26 protein-coding genes are annotated in these 21,158 nt (G+C 63.4%); 15 read left to right on the top strand and 11 right to left on the bottom strand.

The window, feature by feature from the left end:
* Window positions 1-99: 99 nt before the first annotated feature.
* Window positions 100-300, top strand: coding sequence for a hypothetical protein (locus NKI24_RS24260; protein ID WP_352470838.1), 201 nt, complete (start codon window positions 100-102; stop codon window positions 298-300).
* A gap of 108 nt (window positions 301-408) precedes the next feature.
* On the opposite strand, the gene NKI24_RS24255 is transcribed toward NKI24_RS24260, so the two are convergent.
* Window positions 409-1,209 (bottom strand): lytic murein transglycosylase, encoded by an 801-nt coding sequence (locus NKI24_RS24255; protein ID WP_352470839.1) that lies wholly within the window; start codon window positions 1,207-1,209, stop codon window positions 409-411.
* Window positions 1,210-1,394: 185 nt separating this feature from the next.
* Here NKI24_RS24255 and NKI24_RS24250 point away from each other — a divergent pair, with 185 nt between their 5' ends.
* From NKI24_RS24250 to rpsP, 7 genes are all read left to right on the top strand, one after another.
* Window positions 1,395-2,642 (top strand): flavin monoamine oxidase family protein, encoded by a 1,248-nt coding sequence (locus tag NKI24_RS24250; RefSeq protein ID WP_352450206.1) that lies wholly within the window; start codon window positions 1,395-1,397, stop codon window positions 2,640-2,642.
* Window positions 2,643-2,732: 90 nt separating this feature from the next.
* Window positions 2,733-3,827, top strand: a complete 1,095-nt coding sequence (locus tag NKI24_RS24245) for a zinc-binding metallopeptidase family protein (RefSeq protein ID WP_352450207.1) — start codon at window positions 2,733-2,735, stop codon at window positions 3,825-3,827.
* Window positions 3,828-3,890: 63 nt separating this feature from the next.
* Window positions 3,891-4,493 (top strand): DUF1236 domain-containing protein, encoded by a 603-nt coding sequence (locus NKI24_RS24240; RefSeq protein ID WP_352450208.1) that lies wholly within the window; start codon window positions 3,891-3,893, stop codon window positions 4,491-4,493.
* 147 nt (window positions 4,494-4,640) lie between these two features.
* Complete coding sequence (locus tag NKI24_RS24235; protein WP_352748290.1) at window positions 4,641-5,609, top strand: CPBP family intramembrane glutamic endopeptidase; 969 nt, start codon at window positions 4,641-4,643, stop codon at window positions 5,607-5,609.
* 409 nt (window positions 5,610-6,018) lie between these two features.
* The gene (gene ffh, locus NKI24_RS24230; RefSeq protein ID WP_352748291.1) at window positions 6,019-7,635 is read left to right on the top strand and encodes a signal recognition particle protein; all 1,617 of its coding nucleotides are present in this window, start codon (window positions 6,019-6,021) and stop codon (window positions 7,633-7,635) included.
* Between the two features lie 7 nt (window positions 7,636-7,642).
* On the top strand, window positions 7,643-7,969 hold the full coding sequence (locus NKI24_RS24225; RefSeq protein WP_352450211.1) for a chorismate mutase: 327 nt from the start codon (window positions 7,643-7,645) through the stop codon (window positions 7,967-7,969).
* 50 nt (window positions 7,970-8,019) lie between these two features.
* On the top strand, window positions 8,020-8,421 hold the full coding sequence (gene rpsP, locus NKI24_RS24220; RefSeq protein WP_352450212.1) for a 30S ribosomal protein S16: 402 nt from the start codon (window positions 8,020-8,022) through the stop codon (window positions 8,419-8,421).
* A gap of 73 nt (window positions 8,422-8,494) precedes the next feature.
* Here the strand turns inward: rpsP and NKI24_RS24215 are convergent, their stop codons facing one another.
* Window positions 8,495-8,758 (bottom strand): YMGG-like glycine zipper-containing protein, encoded by a 264-nt coding sequence (locus tag NKI24_RS24215; RefSeq protein WP_023680734.1) that lies wholly within the window; start codon window positions 8,756-8,758, stop codon window positions 8,495-8,497.
* Window positions 8,759-8,948: 190 nt separating this feature from the next.
* Here NKI24_RS24215 and NKI24_RS24210 point away from each other — a divergent pair, with 190 nt between their 5' ends.
* Window positions 8,949-9,356: an ACT domain-containing protein gene (locus NKI24_RS24210; protein WP_352748991.1), complete on the top strand. Its 408-nt coding sequence runs from the start codon at window positions 8,949-8,951 to the stop codon at window positions 9,354-9,356.
* 219 nt (window positions 9,357-9,575) lie between these two features.
* Here NKI24_RS24210 and NKI24_RS24205 read toward each other — a convergent pair whose 3' ends face one another.
* Together NKI24_RS24205 and NKI24_RS24200 are read right to left on the bottom strand one after the other, a co-directional pair.
* Window positions 9,576-10,610: an aspartate-semialdehyde dehydrogenase gene (locus NKI24_RS24205; RefSeq protein ID WP_352450215.1), complete on the bottom strand. Its 1,035-nt coding sequence runs from the start codon at window positions 10,608-10,610 to the stop codon at window positions 9,576-9,578.
* A gap of 106 nt (window positions 10,611-10,716) precedes the next feature.
* Window positions 10,717-10,866 (bottom strand): hypothetical protein, encoded by a 150-nt coding sequence (locus NKI24_RS24200; RefSeq protein WP_352450216.1) that lies wholly within the window; start codon window positions 10,864-10,866, stop codon window positions 10,717-10,719.
* A 201-nt stretch (window positions 10,867-11,067) separates the two neighbouring features.
* Between NKI24_RS24200 and NKI24_RS24195 the strand changes: the two genes are divergently transcribed.
* Together NKI24_RS24195 and NKI24_RS24190 are read left to right on the top strand one after the other, a co-directional pair.
* Window positions 11,068-12,900 carry a DEAD/DEAH box helicase gene (locus tag NKI24_RS24195; protein WP_352748987.1) on the top strand — a complete coding sequence of 611 codons (1,833 nt, stop codon included), beginning with the start codon at window positions 11,068-11,070 and terminating at the stop codon, window positions 12,898-12,900.
* A gap of 88 nt (window positions 12,901-12,988) precedes the next feature.
* The gene (locus NKI24_RS24190) at window positions 12,989-13,702 is read left to right on the top strand and encodes a DUF805 domain-containing protein (RefSeq protein WP_352708524.1); all 714 of its coding nucleotides are present in this window, start codon (window positions 12,989-12,991) and stop codon (window positions 13,700-13,702) included.
* 278 nt (window positions 13,703-13,980) lie between these two features.
* Here NKI24_RS24190 and NKI24_RS24185 read toward each other — a convergent pair whose 3' ends face one another.
* The 6 genes from NKI24_RS24185 to leuD all read right to left on the bottom strand — a co-directional run bounded on the left by NKI24_RS24185 (window position 13,981) and on the right by leuD (window position 18,416).
* Window positions 13,981-14,490 carry a GNAT family N-acetyltransferase gene (locus tag NKI24_RS24185; protein ID WP_352748983.1) on the bottom strand — a complete coding sequence of 170 codons (510 nt, stop codon included), beginning with the start codon at window positions 14,488-14,490 and terminating at the stop codon, window positions 13,981-13,983.
* A gap of 4 nt (window positions 14,491-14,494) precedes the next feature.
* Window positions 14,495-15,598, bottom strand: a complete 1,104-nt coding sequence (gene leuB, locus NKI24_RS24180; RefSeq protein ID WP_352748981.1) for a 3-isopropylmalate dehydrogenase — start codon at window positions 15,596-15,598, stop codon at window positions 14,495-14,497.
* Between the two features lie 137 nt (window positions 15,599-15,735).
* Entirely contained in the window at window positions 15,736-16,089 is a 354-nt protein-coding gene (locus tag NKI24_RS24175) for a VOC family protein (RefSeq protein ID WP_352748978.1), read from the bottom strand.
* A gap of 48 nt (window positions 16,090-16,137) precedes the next feature.
* Window positions 16,138-16,521 carry a RidA family protein gene (locus tag NKI24_RS24170; RefSeq protein ID WP_352450222.1) on the bottom strand — a complete coding sequence of 128 codons (384 nt, stop codon included), beginning with the start codon at window positions 16,519-16,521 and terminating at the stop codon, window positions 16,138-16,140.
* Window positions 16,522-16,819: 298 nt separating this feature from the next.
* Window positions 16,820-17,749, bottom strand: a complete 930-nt coding sequence (locus tag NKI24_RS24165) for an Ivy family c-type lysozyme inhibitor (protein ID WP_352748975.1) — start codon at window positions 17,747-17,749, stop codon at window positions 16,820-16,822.
* Window positions 17,750-17,810: 61 nt separating this feature from the next.
* Window positions 17,811-18,416 (bottom strand): 3-isopropylmalate dehydratase small subunit, encoded by a 606-nt coding sequence (gene leuD / locus NKI24_RS24160; protein ID WP_352450224.1) that lies wholly within the window; start codon window positions 18,414-18,416, stop codon window positions 17,811-17,813.
* 167 nt (window positions 18,417-18,583) lie between these two features.
* Between leuD and NKI24_RS24155 the strand changes: the two genes are divergently transcribed.
* The 4 genes from NKI24_RS24155 to NKI24_RS24140 all read left to right on the top strand — a co-directional run bounded on the left by NKI24_RS24155 (window position 18,584) and on the right by NKI24_RS24140 (window position 20,391).
* Window positions 18,584-19,009, top strand: a complete 426-nt coding sequence (locus tag NKI24_RS24155) for a GNAT family N-acetyltransferase (protein WP_352450225.1) — start codon at window positions 18,584-18,586, stop codon at window positions 19,007-19,009.
* A 79-nt stretch (window positions 19,010-19,088) separates the two neighbouring features.
* The gene (locus NKI24_RS24150) at window positions 19,089-19,400 is read left to right on the top strand and encodes an ArsR/SmtB family transcription factor (protein ID WP_352450226.1); all 312 of its coding nucleotides are present in this window, start codon (window positions 19,089-19,091) and stop codon (window positions 19,398-19,400) included.
* Window positions 19,400-19,846, top strand: coding sequence for an SRPBCC domain-containing protein (locus tag NKI24_RS24145; protein ID WP_352450227.1), 447 nt, complete (start codon window positions 19,400-19,402; stop codon window positions 19,844-19,846). The genes NKI24_RS24150 and NKI24_RS24145 overlap by 1 nt, the downstream gene beginning before the upstream one ends.
* Window positions 19,847-19,884: 38 nt before the next feature.
* Window positions 19,885-20,391, top strand: coding sequence for an SRPBCC family protein (locus NKI24_RS24140; protein ID WP_352707631.1), 507 nt, complete (start codon window positions 19,885-19,887; stop codon window positions 20,389-20,391).
* Between the two features lie 18 nt (window positions 20,392-20,409).
* Here the strand turns inward: NKI24_RS24140 and NKI24_RS24135 are convergent.
* Window positions 20,410-21,158, bottom strand: a 749-nt coding sequence (locus NKI24_RS24135; RefSeq protein WP_352748968.1) for an NAD(P)/FAD-dependent oxidoreductase, incomplete at its 5' end; no start/stop codon positions are given.

The following is a 21,158-nucleotide window of genomic DNA, read 5'->3' as shown; positions in this document are numbered from 1 at the left end:
AGTGGTTTTGCCCTTTGGCTGAGCGACCGCCCCGATACGCCCGCAAAGCTCGGCTGGAACGACGTTTCTTCCGGCAATCCTTTCCTCAAGCAATATGAATTGCCGGCCCCGCTTCGCGTATTCGGGCGCGAAACGGCGTCCGTCGTCTTTGCCGCGACCGGGCCGATGCCGGTTCTCGACGGCGTTTCCGCACCGGACCTTGCCCGCGAACTCGGCATCGCACCCGAACTCGCGCCACCGGACAAATTCCTTGGTGAGAACGTGCTCGCCGGCTGCTCCTACGCGCTCAACGTGAAATAGAAAGCCCGAGGCTTGGCAGGGCTTTCTGTCGAATAGAGCAATTCCAGGAAAAGTGTGAAACGGTTTTCCGTCCGGAATTGCGTTAAAACAAAGCTCTAGAGGGCCCTGTCAGTCGGCATCGATCGCCGTGGCCATGCGGGCGATGGCCTGTTGATAGACGCTCGCGGAATTCCAGCCAGCGATTGCGCCCATATTCGCCTGCGCGCTCGCGCCGGCCCGCCAACCATGACTCTTGAGGAAGTTGGCGGTGGAAGCCAACGCAGTGCTCTTGTCGCGCAGATTTTTGTTTCCGACACCATACGTCAAAACATTTCCGGGCAGGAACTGCGTGTGGCCAATCTCGCCGTGCGCGGCACCGACCGACGAGGCGCTCAACGCTCCGCGATCAACCAGCTTCAGGGCCGCAATGGCATGCGGGTAGAAGAACTCCGGACGGCGACAGTCATAGGCCAGCGTTAAAATGGCGGAGACCGTATTCTGGTTGCCCATGGCGGAACCGAAGCCGGTCTCCATGCCCCAGATGGCGAGCAACACGCCCGGCGACACGCCGTAATTCCGTTCGATCTTGTCGAACAGCGCAGCATTGGCCTTCTTCAGCGCACGGCCCCTGGCAATGATCGCGGACGCGCCACGGCGCTTCATGAAAGCTTCCACCGAGCCGCTGAAAGCCTTATGGATGGCGCGGTCGACGGAGATCGTCTTTGTCGCGTAGGTTGCGCGAGCCAGAGCGGCCAGACCCTTCGAGCCGACACCGTCGGCCTTCGCCTCCGCGGCGAACTCCGGTTTCCATGCCTCGAAGCCGGCGCCGCTCTTGCCACAGCTGGCCGCCGCCTGCGCGCCCGTCGCCAGCGCAAGCACCGCCACCACCGTGGCCACTACAAACATCTTCCCCTTGGCAAGAAATGCCATGCTGCTCTCCTGGTTGCCTGAATCACGTTCCCAATTGCGAACTTGCCTGCGAAACACCTGCTTGTCACTGCCCTGGCGCCACGCCGATGCACTCAATACAGCAGGAACCTCAAATCCACCACACTGGCGGACGCCCGGGAATTTGCCTACGATCAAGTAATTATTGTGGCGGGGACAGAATAAGCATGGAAGACGTTGATGTCGTGATCATCGGCGCCGGTTCAGCCGGGCTTTCGGCTTCCAAGACCCTGCGCGCTGCCGGTTTTTCCTTCAAATTGTTGGAAGCGATGAACCGCATTGGCGGCCGCGCCTGGACCAGCGACCAGCATTTCGGCGTGCCGTTCGACATCGGCTGCGCCTGGCTGCATGCCGCGGACCGCAATCCCTACTTTCCCGAGGCGAAGGCCGCTGCCTGGACGCTTCATCACCACGACATGAATGTCGATCATCTCTATTACCGTGAGCGAAAGGCAAGCGAAGCCGAGGAGGCGGCGATGAAGGTGGCCGACGCAAGGCTGTTCGAACTGGTGGCGGCACATCAGGTGAGGGAAGGCGACGACGACCGCCTTTCGGCATTGCTCGCCAAGGGACACGCGCCGCGCGCCGCCGCAACCTTCGCCGGGCCGATGGATTTCGGCGCCGACGAGGACGAGATATCGATCCGCGACTTTCAGGTCGCCGCCGATCTCGATCCGAATTATTTCACCAGGGAAGGCTTCGGTACGCTGGTTGCCCGCTTCGGCGCCGACGTGCCGGTGGAGCTGTCGACGCCGGTGCGCAAGATCGTCTGGGATGGGCCGGGCGTAGCCTGCGTCATCGATCGCGGTACCATCCGCGCCAAGGCGGTCATCGTCACTGCCTCCCCGGCAGTGCTCGCCTTCGAGGAGATTGCGTTCTCGCCTGCACTCCCCGATGCGCATTTCGCCGCCTTCTTCGACCTGCCGATGGGCATGCTGACCAAGCTGCCGGTCGAAATATCCGGTACAAGACTCGGCCTGGAGCCGTTCGACGATTTGCTGATCGAGCGGTTGGCCCGGCACGACATTTACTTCCTCTGCTTTCCCTTCGACCTCGATTTGATGGTCGGTTTCGTCGGCGGCGATTTCGCTTGGGAGATGTCAGCGGCGGGCGAGGCGGCTGGCATCGACTTCGTCGTCGACCGGCTCTGCGGCATCTTTGGCGGCGACATACGAAAGCATGTCGGACGCGCAATGATGACCAATTGGGGCGCTGAGCGGTTCGTGCGCGGCGCCTATGCGGCGGCGCGGCCCGGCCGCTCGCAAGCGCGCGCCACGCTGATGCAGCCCGTGGCGGAAAAGATCTTCTTCGCCGGCGAGCATTTGGCCGGTCCGCTGATGCAGACCTGCGGCGGCGCCAGATTGTCGGGCGAGGCAGTGGCCAGGGAGGTCGTCGCCCAGCTTGCGGCAAAATAGCATCGGCCGGCAGGAACGTGGGCAGCTGACAGGCGTTTGGCGTTCTCCTGCTCGTATCGTCCTCCGCATTTCGAATGATTTGAGACGCCAATGAAGCTTTTCGACTGCCCGCATTGCGGCCACCGTCTCTATTTCGAGAACGCGCAATGCCTGAACTGCGCCAGCCTCGTGCTCTACGATCCCGAGCATGCGCGCTTCGCGCTGTCCGGCGCCGACGTCTTCCATTGCACCAATGCCGACGAATGCGCCTGCAACTGGATGGCGGAGCCCGGCCACGCCTTCTGCCGCGCCTGTGCGCTGAACCAGCTGATCCCGGATCTGTCGGTCGACGGCAACCGCCGCCGCTGGATCCGTGTCGAGGCGGCAAAGAAGCGTGCCGTCTATTCGCTGCTCGCCTTCGGCCTGCCGGTCGCACCCAAGCAGGACGTTGGCGACGAGATCGGTCTCGCTTTCGATTTTCTTGCCGATCCGATCGGCGGCGGTCCGGGCGGCGAACGTATCCTGACGGGTCATGACAACGGCCGGATCACGCTCAACGTCGCCGAGGCGGATTCGGCAGAGCGCGAACGGCGTCGCGTCGAGATGGGCGAGAACTACCGCACGCTGCTCGGCCATTTCCGCCATGAGTTCGGCCATTATTACTGGGACCGCCTGATCCGCGACGATTCGCAAAAGCTTGCCGGTTTTCGCGCTTTGTTCGGCGACGAGCGCGCCGGCTACGAACAGGCGCTGAAGACCTATTATGCCGATGGCGCGCCGCCCGACTGGCAGCAGCGCCATATCTCGGCCTATGCGACGTCGCACCCATGGGAGGACTGGGCCGAGACATGGGCGCATCACATGCACATCACCGACACGCTGGAGATGGTGCATGCCCTGAATTTCCCGCTCGGCCGGCTGGAAACCGTTGAAGCCAACGAGCTGCCGCGCGCCGATACCGGCGGCAAGCTGCAGCCGGCACCATCGGAACCCGCCTCCAGGCCAGAGCCTTTCGAAAGGATTCTCGACCGCTGGCTGGTGCTGTCGGAGGCGTCCAACTCGATCAACCGCTGCATGGGCCTGCCCGATCTCTATCCCTTCGTCATCTCGGACGTGGCGGCGCAAAAACTTGCTTTTGTTCACGAGCTTTTGACCGACCTGCCGAAAACGACTGGAACAAATCGTGAGCCGGCCGAAGCCTTTTAGCCGGAACGCATGCGGCTTTGCTTCGTTTTCCGTGCCAAGGGACTGTGAAACGGAGAGAAGACCATGAAACGCATATTGTTTCCGGCGGTGGCCGGAGCGCTCATAGCGATGTCGGGCTCTGCATTGGCCGACACCGCCGTCTCGGCCATCACTGATCTCAATGTACGCGCCGGCCCCGGCCCGCAATATCCGGTGATCGGCGTGCTCGCGGCCGGCCAGTCGGCGACGCTCGACGGCTGCATCGCTAACAGCAAATGGTGCACTATCGCCGAGGCTAACGGCCAGGGCTGGGTCTATTCCGACTATGTGACGGCCGATTTCGGCGGCAGCCGTGTGGTCCTGACACAGCGTCCGGCCGGCGCCGACATTGCCGTCGTGACGCCGCCCGCCGATAGCGTCGAGTATTCCGACAGCTATACCGGAGCAATCGTCGCCGGCGAGGCGATCGAGCCTATCCGGAGACCGCCGGCCGAGATCCGTACCTATGTGCGTACGCATCGGCTCGATCCGGTCTATCTGGAGGGCGAGGTGGTGACGGGCGCGACGTTGCCTGACACCGTCGAGCTGCGCGAGATTCCGGACTATGATTACCGCTACGTCTATGTGAACGGCCAGCCGGCACTGGTCGATCCGGGCAGCCGGCGTATCGTGTACGTCGTGCGCTGACGATACAAACAGGGCGGTCGCCCTGTAATGGCGGCCGCTCGCACTCCCGACATTGCCACAAGCCGGCATTGCCGCTGCAATACCGGTTTCCACATTGGGGCCGATGTTCTAGACCTTGCGAGCCGAAGCACCAGCCAGCGAGCCCGCGTGACGATCGACCCAACCGCCTTCCAACAGTACCGGCACACCGCCAACAACAAGACCACTTTGCCGCGGCTTCTGCTTGGAGCGGTGGTCGTCATCCTGTTCTGGCTCGGAACCACTGCCGCCGTGCTGTTCGGCGGCACCTATGCCTTTGCCGTTTGGCAGGCATCGTCTGGCACCGCCCCGCCAGGTGGAGGAGCGGTGCAGGATTTCATGGCCTCTCCTGCGGGCATCCTCGCGGCGCTGGCTTCATTTGCCGGAATCTGGCTCGGCCTTTGGGCTGCCATGCGCTGGATCCATCGCGAGAAGCTGACAGCCCTGATTGGCGTCAGCCGGCGCATTTCTTGGTCGGGGTTCCTGAAAGGACTGACCGCGGTGCTGATCACCTCGCTGCTTTCCGAGATCCTGCTTTATGGTTTGCAGCCCGACATCGCGCGCGGCGCGATCGGCCTGTCCGCGTGGCTTTCGTTCCTGATCCCGATCACCGCCCTGACCTTTCTGCAGACCTCGTCGGAGGAGATGCTGTTTCGCGGTTATCTGCTCAGGGGCCTGGCGAGCCGGTTCCGGAACCCTTTCATCTGGGCGCTGCTGCCGGGATTGCTGTTCACCTCCCTGCACTGGAGCCCAGGTTCGAGCGCTGCCATCAATGCCTGCGTGCTGGCCTCGATCGCCGCCTTTGCGCTGCTGCTAACGCTTCTGGTCTATGCAACCGGTAATCTCGGTGCCGGCTTTGGTGCCCATCTCGGTAACAATCTGACCGGCTTCCTGCTGATTTCGCACCAGCAAAGCTATAATTCCTTCGCCCTGTTCAACGCCAAGCCGCTCGAAGCCGCCGGCTGGACGACTTCAGACGCCGTCCTCATCGCTTCGATCGGCATCGTCAGCAGCCTGTTGACCGTTCTGCTGCTTTTACATCCGCGCTCACCGCTGAAGGTCGAGCCGGATATGGCGCGCGCCGGCAGCGTGCGCTGATGTGCATTGCCTGGTCGTCCTGAGCTATTTGACGCAAAGCTTGACCAAAGCTTGACTCTGCGGCCGATTTCCTGTCTACACGCCGCGAATTCCGCGACGAGTATTCCTCCGAGCAAACCGACCGGGACGCCGAAACCTCTTTGAGGTGAAGTGCTGTAAATCGATCCCGGAGGCCAACACCCGGCAGCGCTGTGCGCCCCCGGGTGCTTTTTGGCTTTGGGCTTTGCCCGGACCGGCTTTTGCTTGGACAGTTGGCGCGAACGCATTACCTCTCGGGCATCATCCGGGTGCCAGGGAAAAGGAAAAAGAATGTTTGAATCGCTACAGGAACGCACAAGAGGCGTGGAGGGCCGCAGGCCCGACGGGGATCAGCATGAATCCAAGGCGCTCTCGCACGGCGGTTTGACCAATGTTTGAGTCCCTGCAAGAGCGCCTTGGTTCGATCCTGAACGGCCTCACCGGCCGCGGCGCCTTGTCGGAGGCTGATGTCTCGGCGGCGCTGCGCGAGGTGCGCCGTGCGTTGCTCGAGGCCGACGTGGCGCTGGAAGTGGTGCGTTCCTTCACCGACAAGGTGCGCGAGAAGGCCGTCGGCGCCGCCGTGGTCAAGTCGATCAAGCCCGGCCAGATGGTCGTCAAGATCGTCCATGACGAGCTGGTCGACATGCTCGGCGCCGAGGGCGTCGCCATCGACCTCAATGCACCGGCTCCGGTCGTCATCATGATGGTCGGCTTGCAGGGTTCCGGCAAGACGACGACCTCGGCCAAGATCGCCAGGCGCCTCACCGACCGTCAAAACAAGAAAGTCTTGATGGCCTCGCTCGACACGCGGCGTCCCGCCGCGCAAGAGCAGCTCCGCCAGCTCGGCGAGCAGGTCAAGGTCGCCACATTGCCGATCGTCGCCGGCCAGACGCCGGTCGATATCGCCCGCCGCGCCGTGCAGGCGGCCAAGCTCGGCGGCCATGACGTCGTCATCCTCGACACCGCCGGCCGCACCCATATCGACGAGCCGTTGATGGTCGAGATGGCCGACATCAAGAAGATGTCGTCGCCGCACGAGATCCTGCTGGTCGCCGATTCGCTGACCGGCCAGGACGCCGTCAATCTGGCAAAAAGCTTCGACGAGCGCGTCGGCATCACCGGCCTCGTGCTGACCCGCATGGACGGCGACGGCCGCGGTGGTGCGGCGCTCTCGATGCGCGCCGTCACCGGTAAGCCGATCAAGCTGATCGGCACCGGCGAAAAAATGGACGCGCTGGAGGAATTCCACCCCAAGCGCATCGCCGACCGCATCCTCGGCATGGGCGACATCGTCAGCCTCGTCGAAAAGGCGGCCGAGAACATCGACGCCGAACAGGCCGCGGCGATGGCCAGGAAGATGCAGTCGGGCAAGTTCGACCTGAACGACCTCGCCGGCCAGCTTCAGCAAATGTCGAAAATGGGTGGCATGGGCGGCATCATGGGCATGATGCCCGGCATGGGCAAGATGAAGGACCAGATGGCCGCCGCCGGGCTCGACGACAAGATGTTCGGTCGCCAGCTCGCCATCATCTCGTCGATGACCAAGGCCGAGCGTGCCAACCCCGATATTCTGAAGCACTCGCGCAAGAAGCGCATCGCCGCCGGCTCGGGTACCAACGCGGCCGAAATCAACAAACTGTTGAAGATGCATCGCGGCATGGCCGACATGATGAAGGCGATGGGCGGCAAGGGCAAAGGCGGCGGCCTGATGCGCGGCATGATGGGCGGCCTCGCTTCCAAGATGGGGCTCGGCGGCATGATGCCTGGCGGCGCAGGCGGCATGATGGGCGGCGGCATGCCGGACCTCTCCAAGATGGACCCCAAGCAGCTCGACGCCTTGCAGAAGCAGGCCCAGGCGGCCGGGCTCGGCGGCATGAAGGGCCTGCCCGGTGGTCTTCCCGGTGGCGGTGGCCTGCCTGGGCTGCCCGGCGGCATGAAACTTCCCGGCCTGCCGGGCGGTGGCGGGCTGCCAATGCTTGGCAAGAATGGCCTCGGCAAGAAGAAGTGAGGGCGCCATGAACGAAGAGAAGGACATGGCGGACGCGCGTGCGGCGCTGGCCAATTATCGCGCCTCGATCGACAATATCGACGCGGCGCTGATCCATATGCTGGCCGAGCGCTTCCGCTGCACCAAGGCAGTCGGCGTGCTGAAGGCGGAACATGGCCTGCCGCCTGCCGACCCGGCGCGCGAGCAGGAGCAGATCGCCCGTCTTCGCCAACTGGCGAAGGACGCCCATCTCGACCCGGATTTCGCGGAGAAATTCCTGAACTTCGTCGTCCGCGAAGTGATCCGCCATCACGAGCAGATCGCCGCATCCAACGGCGTAGCGAAAACCGGCTGAGGACCAGCCACCAACCGATCAACCAAATCAGAGCTTTTAGGAGAAAAGAAATGCCACTGAAAATCCGATTGGCCCGTGCGGGCTCGAAGAAGCGTCCCTATTACCATGTCGTCGTCGCCGACGCGCGTTCGCCGCGCGACGGCCGTTTCATCGAGTCGCTCGGCTCATGGAATCCGCTGCTGCCCAAGGACGGCGAACGCGTCAAGGTCGACGCCGAGCGCGTCAAGCATTGGCTGTCGCATGGCGCCCAGCCGACCGACCGCGTGCTGCGCTTCCTCGATGAAGCCGGCATCGCCAAGCGCGAAGCGCGCGCCAACCCGAAAAAGGCCGAGCCCGGCAAGAAGGCGCAGGAGCGCGCAGCCTTGCTGAAGAAGGCGCAGGAAGATGCCGCCGCGGCCGTTGCCGCCGCCGCAGCCGCGCCGGCCGAGGCGGAAGCCGCCAGCGCCGAATAAAATCATCTCCACAACCACGAAACGGCGGGCCCTGCCCGCCGTTTTGCTATTGCATCCATATGATGCGGCCCGATCAATAGCCTTCCGGGCAACTCGCAACGTAGACACGACCGTTACGATCGCGATAACGGCATTGGCCGCTTTCGCTGGCACGGCCGATCAGTGCACCGGCCAAAGCGCCGGCCGCACCGCCGATCACCGCGCCCTTGGTCGGGTTGCCGGCCACAGCAGCGCCGACCGCCGCACCGCCCAGGCCACCAACTGCCGCGCCTTGCTCAGTACGGGAGCAGGCACCGAGCGGGACCAGCAAGGCCATCAAGATCATCACCTTTTTCATTGTCGTTCCTCTCCAACAGGGTGCCGTCCTCGCCGCTGCACCCCCTAACTCGCAACCTGGCGATTTGATCCAATGAAGAAGGTCGGCGGCAGACCAAGCGGGTCTCGTGTGATCAAGTGGCCCGCAAAATCATCGCCGCAAAACGCGGGTTCTCGGCAGGGTGATCCGCACAATATCCGGGAGGCATGGCATGGCCGGCGAAACCGATTTGAAGACGCTGCTGGCCGGAATGCAACCGGAGCTGACAGCCGGTGTCTATGTCTTTGCCAGCTTGCCGCCCGGTGCGCCTATTCCCGGCGAGCTTCATCCGCTGATGCTGTTTTACGAGCACGAGGGCGTGACGCTGATCGTGCCTGAGGACGAGGCCAAAGCCGCCGGCCTGCAACCAACATTCCGCTGCCGGATGCTGACGCTGAACGTCCATTCGTCGCTGGAAGCGGTCGGCTTCCTCGCCGCCATCACCGCGCGGCTGGCTACCGCCGGCATGGGCGTCAATCCGGTCTCGGCCTTCTACCACGACTATCTGTTCGTGCCCGCCGACCGGGCGGAGGAGGCGGTGGCGATGTTGGAGAAGCTGGCGGAGGAGAGCCCGCTGTGACGCCGGCACCTGCTGTTTACTTCAGATGCCGGTGCCGCCCGTCATCCCCCTGCCGGGACCTTCTCCTCATGAGCGGGGAGAAGGGAGCTATCGGCCGAAGGCCGAGCCCGCGACTGCGGGCCGCCGGCTTTCCGGCGCTCCCGCGAAGGGCCGGCCGCGAAGCGGCGGTGCGGCCCGTGAGCGAAACTAAACCGGCCGAAGGCCGAGCCCGTGAGCGAACTATGCCGCCTTCTTCTTCGGCTGGATCAGCCCGCGCTCGACCAGCAGCTCGGCGATCTGCACCGCATTGAGTGCCGCGCCCTTGCGCAGATTGTCCGAGACGATCCACATCGACAGGCCGTTGTCGATGGTCGAGTCCTCGCGGATACGCGAGATGAAGGTGGCGTCCTCGCCGGCCGATTCCAGCGGCGTGATGTAGCCGCCGTCCTCGCGCTTGTCGATGACCTGGCAGCCCGGCGCCTCGCGCAGGATCTCGCGCGCCTCATCGGCGGTGATCGGCTTCTCGAACTCGATGTTGACCGCTTCCGAATGGCCGATGAACACCGGCACGCGCACGCAGGTCGCCGTCAGCTTGATCTTCGGGTCGAGCATCTTCTTGGTCTCGGCCACCATCTTCCACTCTTCCTTGGTGAAGCCGTCGTCGAGGAAGACGTCGATATGCGGGATGACGTTGAAGGCGATACGCTTGGTGAATTTCTTGACGTCGACCTGGTCGGCGACGAACACGGCGCGCGTCTGCGTGAACAATTCGTCCATGCCTTCCTTGCCGGCGCCGGAGACCGACTGGTAGGTGGCGACGACGACGCGCTTGATGGTGGCGAAGTCGTGCAACGGCTTCAGTGCCACAACCAGCTGCGCCGTCGAGCAGTTCGGGTTGGCAATGATGTTCTTGCGTGTGAACAGCGAAATCGCGTCCGGGTTCACTTCCGGAACGATCAGCGGCACGTCCTGGTCGTAGCGGAAGGCCGACGAATTGTCGATGACGACGCAGCCCTGCTTGCCGATCTTCGGCGACCATTCCTTGGAGACGTTGCCGCCGGCCGACATGATGCAGATGTCGGTGTCGGAAAAATCATACTGGTCGAGCGTCCGGACCTTCAGCGTGCGGTCGCCGAACGACACTTCCGTGCCCTGGCTGCGCCGCGAGGCCAGCGCAACCACCTCGCTCACCGGAAAGCCGCGTTCCTCCAGTATGTTGAGCATTTCCCGGCCCACATTGCCCGTGGCGCCGACGATCGCAACCTTGAAACTCATCGAAATCTCCTGTCCCTCTCCGCTCGGTTTCTGGAGAAAACCCGCCGGCCGATGCGGGTTTCAACCCCCGGGCCGGACCCGGGAGAGGGTGGTTAGGCCAAGGGAATCAGACCGTTTTGGTGGTCGTTTTGCCGGTTTTTTTGAGCAAGAACGTGATTTTGCTGGAACGAGGAGACGCAGCGACGCGCCCGGCCCAATGGTTCGCATTGGGGCCGGGGATGTCGAAGGCAGAAAGCGCCATCAAAAGGCCGCGCATCGAAAACTATCCCGTTCGGTGCCGGCTTTTACGCGGTTTACGTCTAGAGTCAATCGCAACCAGGCCGACCCGCCCGCCCTGTACAATGACGGCGGCACCAAGTACGAACGAGCATTGTCTGGCTCGTGGCGCCCGTCTGTGGCGCTTGCCGACATTTGACCCGTCGCCGGGTATTCAGAATCCGAATTTCGAAAGAGCAAGATGTCCAATTTCGAAGCTATTGTTCCCGCGCTGGCAAAGGCGCTGGAAAAACGCGGCTATGTCGAGCTGACGCCGGTGCAGAAGGCCGTTCTCGAGCTTGGCCAGGCCGATGCGCTGGTTTCGGCCCAGACCGGCTCCGGCAAGACCGTCGCCTTCGGTCTGGCTTTGGCGCCGACCCTTCTCGATGGCGCGGAGCGCTTTTCCCACGCGGCGGCACCCCTGGCGCTGGCCGTAGCGCCGACGCGGGAGCTGGCCCTGCAGGTAACGCGCGAGCTGGAATGGCTCTACGAACTGACCGGCGCCACGGTGGCGTCCTGCGTCGGCGGCATGGACATGCGCACCGAACGGCGCGCGCTGGAGCGCGGCGCCCATATCATCGTGGGCACGCCCGGCCGCCTGCGCGACCACATCACCCGCAATTCGCTCGACATGTCGGCGCTCAAGGCAGTGGTGCTCGACGAGGCCGACGAGATGCTCGATCTCGGCTTTCGCGAGGATCTGGAATTCATCCTCGATGCCGCACCCGCCGACCGCCGCACGCTGATGTTTTCCGCGACCGTGCCGCGCTCCATCGCCACGCTGGCCAAGGGCTACCAGCGCGATGCGGTACGCATCTCGGCCTCCGGTGAGGAAAAGCAGCATCTCGACATCGAATACCGGGCGCTGAGCGTCGCCCAGGCGGACCGCGAAAACGCCATCATCAACGTGCTGCGCTATTACGAGGCCAAGAACGCGCTGGTGTTCTGCAACACGCGCGCCGCCGTCAACCATCTGACGGCACGCTTCAACAACCGCAACTTTTCCGTCGTGGCGCTGTCCGGCGAGCTTAGCCAGAACGAGCGCAGCCACGCGCTGCAGGCGATGCGCGACGGCCGCGCCAAGGTCTGCATCGCCACCGACGTCGCGGCACGCGGCATCGACCTGCCCAATCTCGAGCTGGTGATCCATGCCGACCTGCCGACCAACCCGGAAACGCTCCTGCACCGAAGCGGACGCACGGGTCGTGCGGGACGCAAGGGCGTCAGCGCGCTGATCGTGCCCAATAGTGCCCGCAGGCGCACCGAGCGGCTGCTGCAAAGTGCCGGCCTTGCGGCAACCTGGGCGAGCCCGCCGTCGGCCGACGACGTGATACGGCGCGACGATGAGCGCATTCTCGCTGATCCGGTCTTCAGCGAGCCTATGAAGGATGAGGAGCGCGGCCTCGTCGAGGCGCTTCTCGATCAGCACGGGCCCGAACAGGTTGCCGCCGCCTTCGTGCGGATGTGCCGCTCCAGCCACTCGGCGCCGGAGGATCTTCTCGACGTGGCAGCGTTCACGCCGTCGGGCGAAAAATTTGCGCGCCGGGACGAGACACCGAGCCGCCGCGACGATTTCGGCGACAGCGTCTGGTTCTCGCTGTCGGTCGGACGCCGGCAGAATGCTGAGCCACGCTGGCTGATCCCGATGCTGTGCCGGACAGGCGGCATTTCCAAGCGCGAGATCGGCGCCATCAAGATGCAGCCGGAGGAAACCTTCGTGCAGATCGCGGCGGACTGGGCCGAGCGTTTCCTCGCTGCGATCGGCCCCGACCGGAAGCTGCAGGGCAACATTGCGGTCAAGCGGCTGGACGGCACGCCGGATTTGTCGCGGGCCGGCTATCAGGAACCACGACCCGACAAGAAGCCGCACCGCGGCAAGCGCACCTTCGATCAGAACACGCCCAAATTCGAGAAGCGCGCACCGGCCGACCAGCGCCCGGCATTCGAGGCGAAGCCCTGGGGCGGGAAACCGGCCAAGGCGAAGTTCGAAGGCGGGCCTGCGAAACACAAGAAATCGAAGAAACGGCCGGGGTAAATAGCCAGAACTCTCCATTTCCGCACGCCTCTTGCGGTCTGCCGGAACTTTGCACAGTCTGGGGCGGGGAAATGGGGGTGGGCAGGACATGCGCGGCGAAGTTCTTCATTACGACGAAGACCAGGGTTTCGGCTTCATCACCGGAGCCGACGGCAACCGCTACACTTTGGCGCGCGAAGATTTGCGCCGCGAAGCATCGGTTGCCGGAGGTACGACCGTCGAATTCCAGCCGGCTGGCGGACGGGCACGCGATGTTTTTTCGATCCGCTCCCAACCTGCCAGCGCGCCCGCCGACGCCTCCACTGCAACCGCCGCCCCAACTCAGGCCGGCAATGCGCCCGCGGCACGTCAGCCGCAACATTTCGGCCGTTCCGCTGAGCAAAGTCGGGCCGAATCGGCTGGCCTGTGGAGCTACTTCCGGCGGGGTCTGACCGAGAATTACTTCAACTTCGCCGGCCGTGCCCGCCGCAAGGCATATTGGGGCTATTGCCTGTTCTGGACGATCGCGCTGATCGTGGTCATAGGACTCGGCGTCTTTATCGACGACGCCATGGGCAATCTCGACAACAGTGAATTGCCGGCAGTGACGGTCGGCCTTTCCGGTCTCTTCCTGCTGGCGACAGCCCTGCCGTGGTTCGGGCTCAACGTGCGTCGCCTGCACGATACCGGCCTGACCGGCTGGCTCTTCCTGCTTTTCCTGATCCCGACCTTCGGCACCGTCATCATCCTGATCTTTGCGCTGATCCCGACCCAGCCGCGCGAAAACCAGTGGGGTCCGGTGCCAGTAGGTGTCAGGGTTTAGTACCTCCATGATTGGGTCGCCGGCCGCCACGCCTTCGTCATCCTAGGGCGGAGCGACGCGAAGCGGAGCGCAGACCCTGGGATCCATGCCGCGACATAAGCCGAGGAACGCAGCGGTTCAGAATGGCGCTCATATCCACCACGAAGAAGCACTCGGTTCTGGTCGGCCGAGCACTGCCGCCGGGTAACGGCATGGATCCTGGGGTCTGCGCCGCGTCGCTTCGCTCCTTGCTTCGCCCCAGGATGACGAAGGGGGAGATGTTTCGGCCAATCTCCAATTTAGGGCTTCCAAGATCGCGTCGAGGAACCAGCCGCGATCGCCAGCAGCGCCTCGCCGGATAGCCTGAGAAAGACCTTCTGCTCGTGACGCTCGGCACCAAATTGGGCATAGAAGCGCAGCGCGCCTTCGTTGCAGTCCTCCGTGGTCAGATCGATACGGCCGATGCCTTCGCGCATGCAATTGCCAGCGAGGAATGCCATCAGCGCTCGACCGACACCGCCATCGCGGGCGGTATCGCGCACGAACAGGTCCTTGAGGAACAGCAGCCGCTCGAGATCGATGCCAGGATGCGCGATCGCAACCGAGGCCAGCCCGCAAACTCCACCATCGACGAAGGCGAGCGCAAAATGCGGATAGGCCGGACTTTCGTCGCCAAGGCATTTCTGTGCCGCCGACAAAGCTTGGCTGGCGTCGAGTGGCGGCTGCCGGTAATGCACCGCCATTTCGCAAAGCATGGCGGCGAGTGCCGCCGCATCCCCGGTCGTCGCCCAGCGGACGTCGACCGACACGGGATCAGCCCAGGAACTTGGCGATGATCGCATCGCCCATCTCAGCGGTGCCGACCTCGGTCATCCCCGGCGAATGAATATCCCTGGTACGCAAGCCCTGATCGAGCACGGCGGCGATCGCGCCTTCCAGCCTGTCGGCCTCATCAACCATGCCGAAGGAATAGCGCATGCACATGGCGAAGGAGGCGATCATGGCGATCGGATTGGCGATACCCTTGCCGGCGATGTCGGGCGCCGAGCCGTGCACCGGCTCGTAGAGCGCCTTGCGCTTCTTGGTCTTGACATCAGGTGCGCCTAGCGAGGCCGACGGCAGCATGCCGATCGAGCCGGTCAGCATGGCGGCGATGTCGGACAGCATGTCGCCGAACAGATTGTCGGTGACGATGACGTCGAACTGCTTCGGCCAGCGCACCAGCTGCATGCCCCCGGCATCGGCCAACATGTGATCGAGCTTGACGTCGGCATAGCGCGCCTTGTGCGTCTGGGTGACGACCTCGTTCCACAGCACGCCTGATTTCATCACATTGCGCTTTTCCATCGAGGTGACGTGGTTTTTGCGCGTGCGTGCCAACTCGAAGGCAACGCCCGAAATGCGCTCGATCTCGAACGTGTCGTAAACCTGGGTGTCGATGCCGCGCTTCTGGCCGTTGCCGAGGTCGATGATCTGCTTAGGCTCGCCGAAATAGACGCCGCCGGTGAGCTCGCGCACGATCAGGATATCGAGCCCCTCGACCACGTCCTGCTTCAGCGAGGAGGACGCCGCCAGTGCCGGATAGCAGATTGCCGGCCTGAGATTGGCAAACAACTCCATGTCCTTGCGCAGCCGCAGCAGACCCGCCTCCGGGCGCACCTCGTAAGGCACCGCATCCCATTTCGGCCCGCCGACGGCGCCGAACAGCACCGCGTCCGACGCCATTGCCTTGGCCATGTCGGCATCGGAAATCGCCGCGCCATGCGCGTCGTAGGCGCAGCCGCCGACAAGGCCCTCATCGGTGACGAAATCGCTGCCGAGCTTGTCGTTCATGGCGGAAATCAGCTTCTTCACCTCGGCCATCGCCTCGGGGCCGATGCCGTCGCCGGCAAGCAGGAGAAGATTTTTCGAAGCCATGGGGAACCGTCCTGATTGTGTCGTGAGCCGCGGCCTTGCTAAACGCCAAGCGGCCGGCGCGCAAGCCTGCGGTTCAGAGCATCGGACCCAAAAGTGGAAACCGGTTTTGGGAAACTCCGATGCTCAAGACAAAATGCCTAGAGATGCGAAAGGATATTGACCAGCCTGCCGAACGGGTCGCGTACGAAGAAGCGCCGCACGCCCCAGGGTTCGTCCGCCGGACCGTATTCGATGGCAAAGCCGGCCGTCCTCATGCTTTCAAGCGCGGCATCGACGTCGTCGACTTCGATAGAGATGTCCGGCACCGGCGTTCCTGATCCCCCTTCGGCCATGAAACTGACCTGCACGGACATCGTCTCTTGCGAGCCGTAGGTAGCGATCCAGCCCAAATCCATCTTGAGATCGAGGCCGAGCACATCCTGATAGAAGGGCTTTGCCGCCGCGATATCCTGCGTGTCTATGTTTGCAACGATGCGCCTGACCTTCGCCATGGGCCGATCCTCGTGCTGACCGTGTCGTTTTCGCAACCGTGACAGGCATCAGGCTGTGCGCCGCAGCGCCGTCACCTCGATCTCGATCTTCATCTCCGGCTTGTTGAGCTGACACACGATCATCGTTGCCGCCGGCCTGATCTCGCCAAAGACCTCGCCGAGGATCGGGAACACCACATCCACGAAAGCCGCATCGGTAATATAGTAATGTGCCCGCACCACATCGGCCATCTCGAAGCCGCCGTCCCCGAGCGCCTTGGCGATCGTCGCCAAGCAATTGCGCGTTTGTGCCTCTACGGTCTCCGGCATCGACATGGTCGCATAATCGTAGCCGGTCGTTCCGGACACGAAACACCAGTCGCCCTGCACCACGGCGCGCGAATAGCCGGCGGTCTTCTCGAAGGGCGAACCGGTGGAGATCAGTTTTCGCATGGCTTCCTCGCAGTGGTTGCGGCCATCCTGAAGGTATAGGGTCCACCCGGCCATGGGCCAGAGGCAACCGATTGTTGTTACGACGTGGAAAGCGCAGACCTTGGAGATTGGCCAGAACATCTCTCCAGTCGTCATCCTGGGGCGAAGCAAGGAGCGAAGCGACGCGGCGCAGACCCCAGGATCCATGCCGTGACATCCGAGCGACACAACGGTTCTTCGGCCGATGTTACGGCATGGATCCTCGGGTCAAGCCCGAGGATGACGAAAGCAGGGTAGTCGCCGCGCCGCGCAAAAAAACCTAATTCGCCGACCCCAGCGCCTTGTCCAGCGCTTCCTTGACGTCGGCCGGCCATGTACTCACCGCTGGCCACGCGTCCGGCTCGGGCTTGTCGCCGCGGCGGGCGAAATAGAGCTTCCGGTTGACCGGGTCGACCGCCATGAAGCCGTCATTGCCGCCGCAATCATGCGGCACGCAGCCGCTGGCAAAAAAGGCGCCCGACGCGGTTTTTTCCGTGCCGCCGCCGACCAGCAGGCTGGTCGCCATGTCGGGCATGTCCTTGCCAAGCAGTGTCTCGGCTAGTTTGTAGACCGCTTCATTGTGGAAGGCGTCGATGATGTTGTCGTATTTCGACGGATCAACGTCCTTCCAGTCGGTGCCCAGCTCCGGCATGTAGGTCAGATTGCCGGACGTCGTCAGTCCGTCCGTCGGCGACCATTGCAGCGCCGGCTTGGAATCGCCCGGCAAAAGATAGGGCACGAAATAGATGGCGCTGTCGGAGATCGCGGCCGGCGGCGCGCCGCATTCATCCTGCTCGACCGTGGTCGTCTGGATCGTGCCGCCTTCCGGCTTCCACACGATCACCTTGGCCGGGCCGCATTGATTGCCGCCGTCGCCGACATCGACCAGCGCCACCTTGACGCCGCCGACCTCGACGATCTTGTCGAAGAAGACGTCGTAATTGCGCGCCAGTTCCTTGCCGTCGAAGGCGAGCACCCGTTCCCCGTACTCTTCCTCCTGAGTGATGGTCAGCTGGCCGCCCTCGAACGGGACCGGCGCCTGTTTGTCATTGTCGGCTAGGGCCGCATTGCTCACCGCGCCCTGGTCGGCGGCCCCGCCGGACGCATCGTCAGCCGGCACGAGCACCATGTCGGTCTGTGCATGCGCGCCTGCCACCGGCATCAGAATCCACGCCAGCGCGCAGGCTCCGGCAAGAAGCGAACGTGTCATGACTGTCCCCTCCGTTCAGCCGCCACGAACCCGGCCTGTCGCGGCCAGGTCATCCTACCGCTCAGGCCCAGGGGCGCTCAGCAGCGTTCTTCTTCTCGAACGAAGCGATGGCGCCGGCCTTCTCCATGGTCAGACCGATATCGTCGAGCCCGTTGAGCAGGCAGTGGCGCTTGAATTCGTCGAGGTCGAACTTGACCACGCCCCCGTCCGGCCCGCGAATTTCCTTGGCTTCGAGATCGACCGACAGCGTCGCGTTGGAACCGCGCGAGGCATCGTCCATCAGCTTCTCCAGGTCTTCCGCGCTGACGGTGATCGGCAAGATGCCGTTCTTGAAGCAGTTGTTGTAGAAAATGTCGGCGAACGAGGTCGAGATGACGCAGCGGATGCCGAAATCGAGCAGCGCCCACGGCGCATGTTCCCGGCTCGAACCGCAGCCGAAATTGTCGCCGGCGACCAGGATCTGCGCCTTGCGGTAGGCCGGCTTGTTGAGCACGAAGTCCGGGTTTTCCGAGCCGTCGTCCTTGTAACGCATTTCGGCGAACAGGCCGGTGCCGAGCCCGGTGCGCTTGATCGTCTTGAGATAATCCTTGGGGATGATCATGTCAGTGTCGACATTGACGATCGGCATCGGCGCGGCGACACCGGTGAGCTTGGTGAATTTTTCCATGGTTCTTGCCCGTCTTCTTCTCGTTGCGGGGAATTGCTGGCGCCCGGTTTACACAATGCCGCGGGCAAATAAAAGACGGCTGTTTTTGGACTTCCGTCGTCGATCGAAACACAAGTTCGGTACAAAACAGCTTCAAAACCACCTGCCCATGGTGCACTTTTGTCGACATGACAACGCGATCCACGATCCTTTACGCCAGCGAACCGGGCCTCGGCATCGCCGAGTTCCGCCGCGTTCTGGTGGAATCCGGCCTCGGCGAGACACGGCCCGTCGATGATCATGCCCGTTTGAAGGCGATGCTCACGAGTGCCGACCTGGTGCTCACCGCGCGCATCGATGCACCGGGCAAACCGCTGGTTGGTGTCGCTCGCGGCATCACCGACTTTTCCTGGGTCTGCTATATCTCCGAGCTCGCTGTTTCTGCATCGGCGCAAGGGCTGGGTATCGGCAAGGGCCTGATGGATGAGGCACGCCGGCAACTCGGACCTTCCGTTGCCATCAGCCTGATCTCCATACCCGACGCCGTCGGCTTCTATGAGCGTATCGGCATGGAGCGCATGCCCAACGCATTCTGGTTCGGCCGCAAGCGCTGAAATCCACTCCCAGCGACCTCAACCCGCGCATTCTGCCTCTTGACATGCAACCAAATGGTTGCATATTAGAGTCATGAGCATGGATGCTGTCTTTCGCGCCTTGGCCGACCCGACACGCCGGCGATTGCTGGACAGCCTTCATGCCCGGAACGGGCAGACGCTGAACGCGCTGTGCGGTGAGATGGACATGACGCGCCAGGCGGTGACCAAGCATCTGGCGATCCTGGAAGAAGCAAACCTCGTCGCCACCATCCGCAAGGGACGCGAGAAGCAACATTATCTGAATCCCGTTCCCATCAACGAGATCGCCGAACGCTGGATCGGCAAATTCGAGCGGGGGCGACTGGGCGCCCTCGGCGATTTGAAGAAACGTCTCGAAAGGGAAGACTGATGAGCAACATTTTCGTTTATGTCACCTACATCCGCACTTCGCCCGAAAAACTCTGGCAAGCACTGACCGCGCCGGAGTTCCAGCGGCAATATTTCCTCGGCGCTCAGATGCTAAGCGACTGGAAACAAGGTTCGGCGTGGAAGATGGTTTACACCGACGGCCGGGTCACCGACAGCGGCGAGGTCCTCGAGATCGATCCACCCAAGCGCATCGTGCTCAAATGGCGCAACGAGTTCATGCCCGAGGTCAAGGCGGACGGCTACACACGCTGCACCTTCGCCCTCGAGCAGGAGGGCGAGATGATGAAGCTCGCCATCACACACGAAGCCGATGGACCGCACAAGCTGCTTGGCCATGTGGCGAACGGCTGGCCGCTCATCCTGTCCAGCCTGAAGAGCCTGCTCGAAACCGGCAAAGGCCTGTCGCGCCCGGCGTCGAAGGCTTGAGGTTGTTTCGATAGCGAAACGTTTCTGGAGGACAGGTGATGCACGGTTCCGCGGTGCACAGCATGACCAATGGCGAGACCGTCATGGCGAGCGCCGATGTTCGCGCGCCGCCCGAGCGGATATTTGACGCGCTCGTTACACGCGAGGTCGAGCGCTGGTGGGGGTCCGCCAGGACCTACCGGATGACCGGATGGGCGGCCGACCTCCGCGTCGGCGGCCGCTGGAGCGTCACCGTCGAGACGGCGGCCGGCAGACACCTGCCCGCCAGCGGCGAATTCCTGGAGATCGAAGAGCCGCGCCGGATCGTGCAGACGCGGAGATACGACTGGGACCATCCGACGCTTGGCCGCCGCGAAACCAAAGTCGCCTGGCTGCTGGAGCCGATCGCCGGCGGCACACGCGTCACCATCTGCCATGGCGGCTTCGCCGGCCTCGCTGCTGCCGCAACGAAGCATGCCGAAGGCTGGGCCCGGGTGCTGGGCTGGCTTCAGGCGTATCTTGGTACGGGCGGCTTGGTGGCGGCTCAATCCACCAAGCAACGGTAGCATCCCTTCGCGCCAGCGTTAAATTACATTCAATTCCCGAAACGGCCGCCCGTCGGCGATCCGGCTGTACCCGAACGCCGAGCAATCCACCGTGCGATAGCCGCCATGCACGATCAGTTCGGCCAGCGCCTTGCCGACCGCCGGAGCCTGCTGCAAGCCGTGGCCGGAAAAACCGTTGGCGAAGAGGAAATTGCCGACCTCCGGGTGCGGGCCGATCACCGCGTTCTGGTCGAGCGTATTGTAGTCGTAATGGCCGACCCAGGCGCGCGTCGGCTTGATCGCCTCGAAGGCCGGAATGCGGGTCGCCAGCACCGGCCAGATCACCTCTTCGAACAGCGGCCAGTCGGGGTCGAAGTCGGCGGGGTCGGCCGGTCCTTCGCCCTCTTCCGGCTCGGCGCCGCCGGTGATGTAGACCGAGCCCTCCGGCCGGACATAGATGCCGCTCGGGTCGACCAGCAGCGGCATGTCGTCATATTTTTCGCGCGCCTCGAAGACGAAGACATTGCGCTTGCGCGGCTCCACCGGCAGCGCCAGCCCGGCCATTGCTGCCACCTTGCCGGCATTCGGCCCGGCGGCGTTAACGACGGTACCGGCCTCGAGCCGCTCGCCATTGTCGAGGGTCACACCGGCGACGCGCTTCCCCTGCCGCTCGATACCGGTCACCGACGCTGTGATGAAATCGATGTTCTTGCTTCGCAGTGCCTTGCGGAACAGCATCAGCATCGCATGCGCGTCGAACCAGCCTTCGCCGCTGCGGCCATAGGCGC

Origin of the sequence: Mesorhizobium sp. M0701, assembly GCF_040320365.1 — a bacterium.
In the GTDB taxonomy this organism is placed as follows: Bacteria; Pseudomonadota; Alphaproteobacteria; order Rhizobiales; family Rhizobiaceae; genus Mesorhizobium.
Note: the sequence above shows the minus strand (reverse complement) of the source record. Positions and strands in the feature narration are given on the sequence as shown.

What these genes read in the sequence shown, in the direction of transcription:
- NKI24_RS24255 (WP_352470839.1), bottom strand. Translation starts at nt 1,209, where the DNA reads ATGGCATTTCTTGCCAAGGGGAAGATGTTTGTAGTGGCCACGGTGGTG.
- NKI24_RS24250 (WP_352450206.1), top strand. Translation starts at nt 1,395, where the DNA reads ATGGAAGACGTTGATGTCGTGATCATCGGCGCCGGTTCAGCCGGGCTT.
- NKI24_RS24245 (WP_352450207.1), top strand. Translation starts at nt 2,733, where the DNA reads ATGAAGCTTTTCGACTGCCCGCATTGCGGCCACCGTCTCTATTTCGAG.
- NKI24_RS24240 (WP_352450208.1), top strand. Translation starts at nt 3,891, where the DNA reads ATGAAACGCATATTGTTTCCGGCGGTGGCCGGAGCGCTCATAGCGATG.
- ffh (WP_352748291.1), top strand. Translation starts at nt 6,019, where the DNA reads ATGTTTGAGTCCCTGCAAGAGCGCCTTGGTTCGATCCTGAACGGCCTC.
- NKI24_RS24225 (WP_352450211.1), top strand. Translation starts at nt 7,643, where the DNA reads ATGAACGAAGAGAAGGACATGGCGGACGCGCGTGCGGCGCTGGCCAAT.
- rpsP (WP_352450212.1), top strand. Translation starts at nt 8,020, where the DNA reads ATGCCACTGAAAATCCGATTGGCCCGTGCGGGCTCGAAGAAGCGTCCC.
- NKI24_RS24215 (WP_023680734.1), bottom strand. Translation starts at nt 8,758, where the DNA reads ATGAAAAAGGTGATGATCTTGATGGCCTTGCTGGTCCCGCTCGGTGCC.
- NKI24_RS24210 (WP_352748991.1), top strand. Translation starts at nt 8,949, where the DNA reads ATGGCCGGCGAAACCGATTTGAAGACGCTGCTGGCCGGAATGCAACCG.
- NKI24_RS24205 (WP_352450215.1), bottom strand. Translation starts at nt 10,610, where the DNA reads ATGAGTTTCAAGGTTGCGATCGTCGGCGCCACGGGCAATGTGGGCCGG.
- NKI24_RS24200 (WP_352450216.1), bottom strand. Translation starts at nt 10,866, where the DNA reads ATGCGCGGCCTTTTGATGGCGCTTTCTGCCTTCGACATCCCCGGCCCC.
- NKI24_RS24195 (WP_352748987.1), top strand. Translation starts at nt 11,068, where the DNA reads ATGTCCAATTTCGAAGCTATTGTTCCCGCGCTGGCAAAGGCGCTGGAA.
- NKI24_RS24190 (WP_352708524.1), top strand. Translation starts at nt 12,989, where the DNA reads ATGCGCGGCGAAGTTCTTCATTACGACGAAGACCAGGGTTTCGGCTTC.
- leuB (WP_352748981.1), bottom strand. Translation starts at nt 15,598, where the DNA reads ATGGCTTCGAAAAATCTTCTCCTGCTTGCCGGCGACGGCATCGGCCCC.
- NKI24_RS24175 (WP_352748978.1), bottom strand. Translation starts at nt 16,089, where the DNA reads ATGGCGAAGGTCAGGCGCATCGTTGCAAACATAGACACGCAGGATATC.
- NKI24_RS24170 (WP_352450222.1), bottom strand. Translation starts at nt 16,521, where the DNA reads ATGCGAAAACTGATCTCCACCGGTTCGCCCTTCGAGAAGACCGCCGGC.
- NKI24_RS24165 (WP_352748975.1), bottom strand. Translation starts at nt 17,749, where the DNA reads ATGACACGTTCGCTTCTTGCCGGAGCCTGCGCGCTGGCGTGGATTCTG.
- leuD (WP_352450224.1), bottom strand. Translation starts at nt 18,416, where the DNA reads ATGGAAAAATTCACCAAGCTCACCGGTGTCGCCGCGCCGATGCCGATC.
- NKI24_RS24155 (WP_352450225.1), top strand. Translation starts at nt 18,584, where the DNA reads ATGACAACGCGATCCACGATCCTTTACGCCAGCGAACCGGGCCTCGGC.
- NKI24_RS24150 (WP_352450226.1), top strand. Translation starts at nt 19,089, where the DNA reads ATGGATGCTGTCTTTCGCGCCTTGGCCGACCCGACACGCCGGCGATTG.
- NKI24_RS24145 (WP_352450227.1), top strand. Translation starts at nt 19,400, where the DNA reads ATGAGCAACATTTTCGTTTATGTCACCTACATCCGCACTTCGCCCGAA.
- NKI24_RS24140 (WP_352707631.1), top strand. Translation starts at nt 19,885, where the DNA reads ATGCACGGTTCCGCGGTGCACAGCATGACCAATGGCGAGACCGTCATG.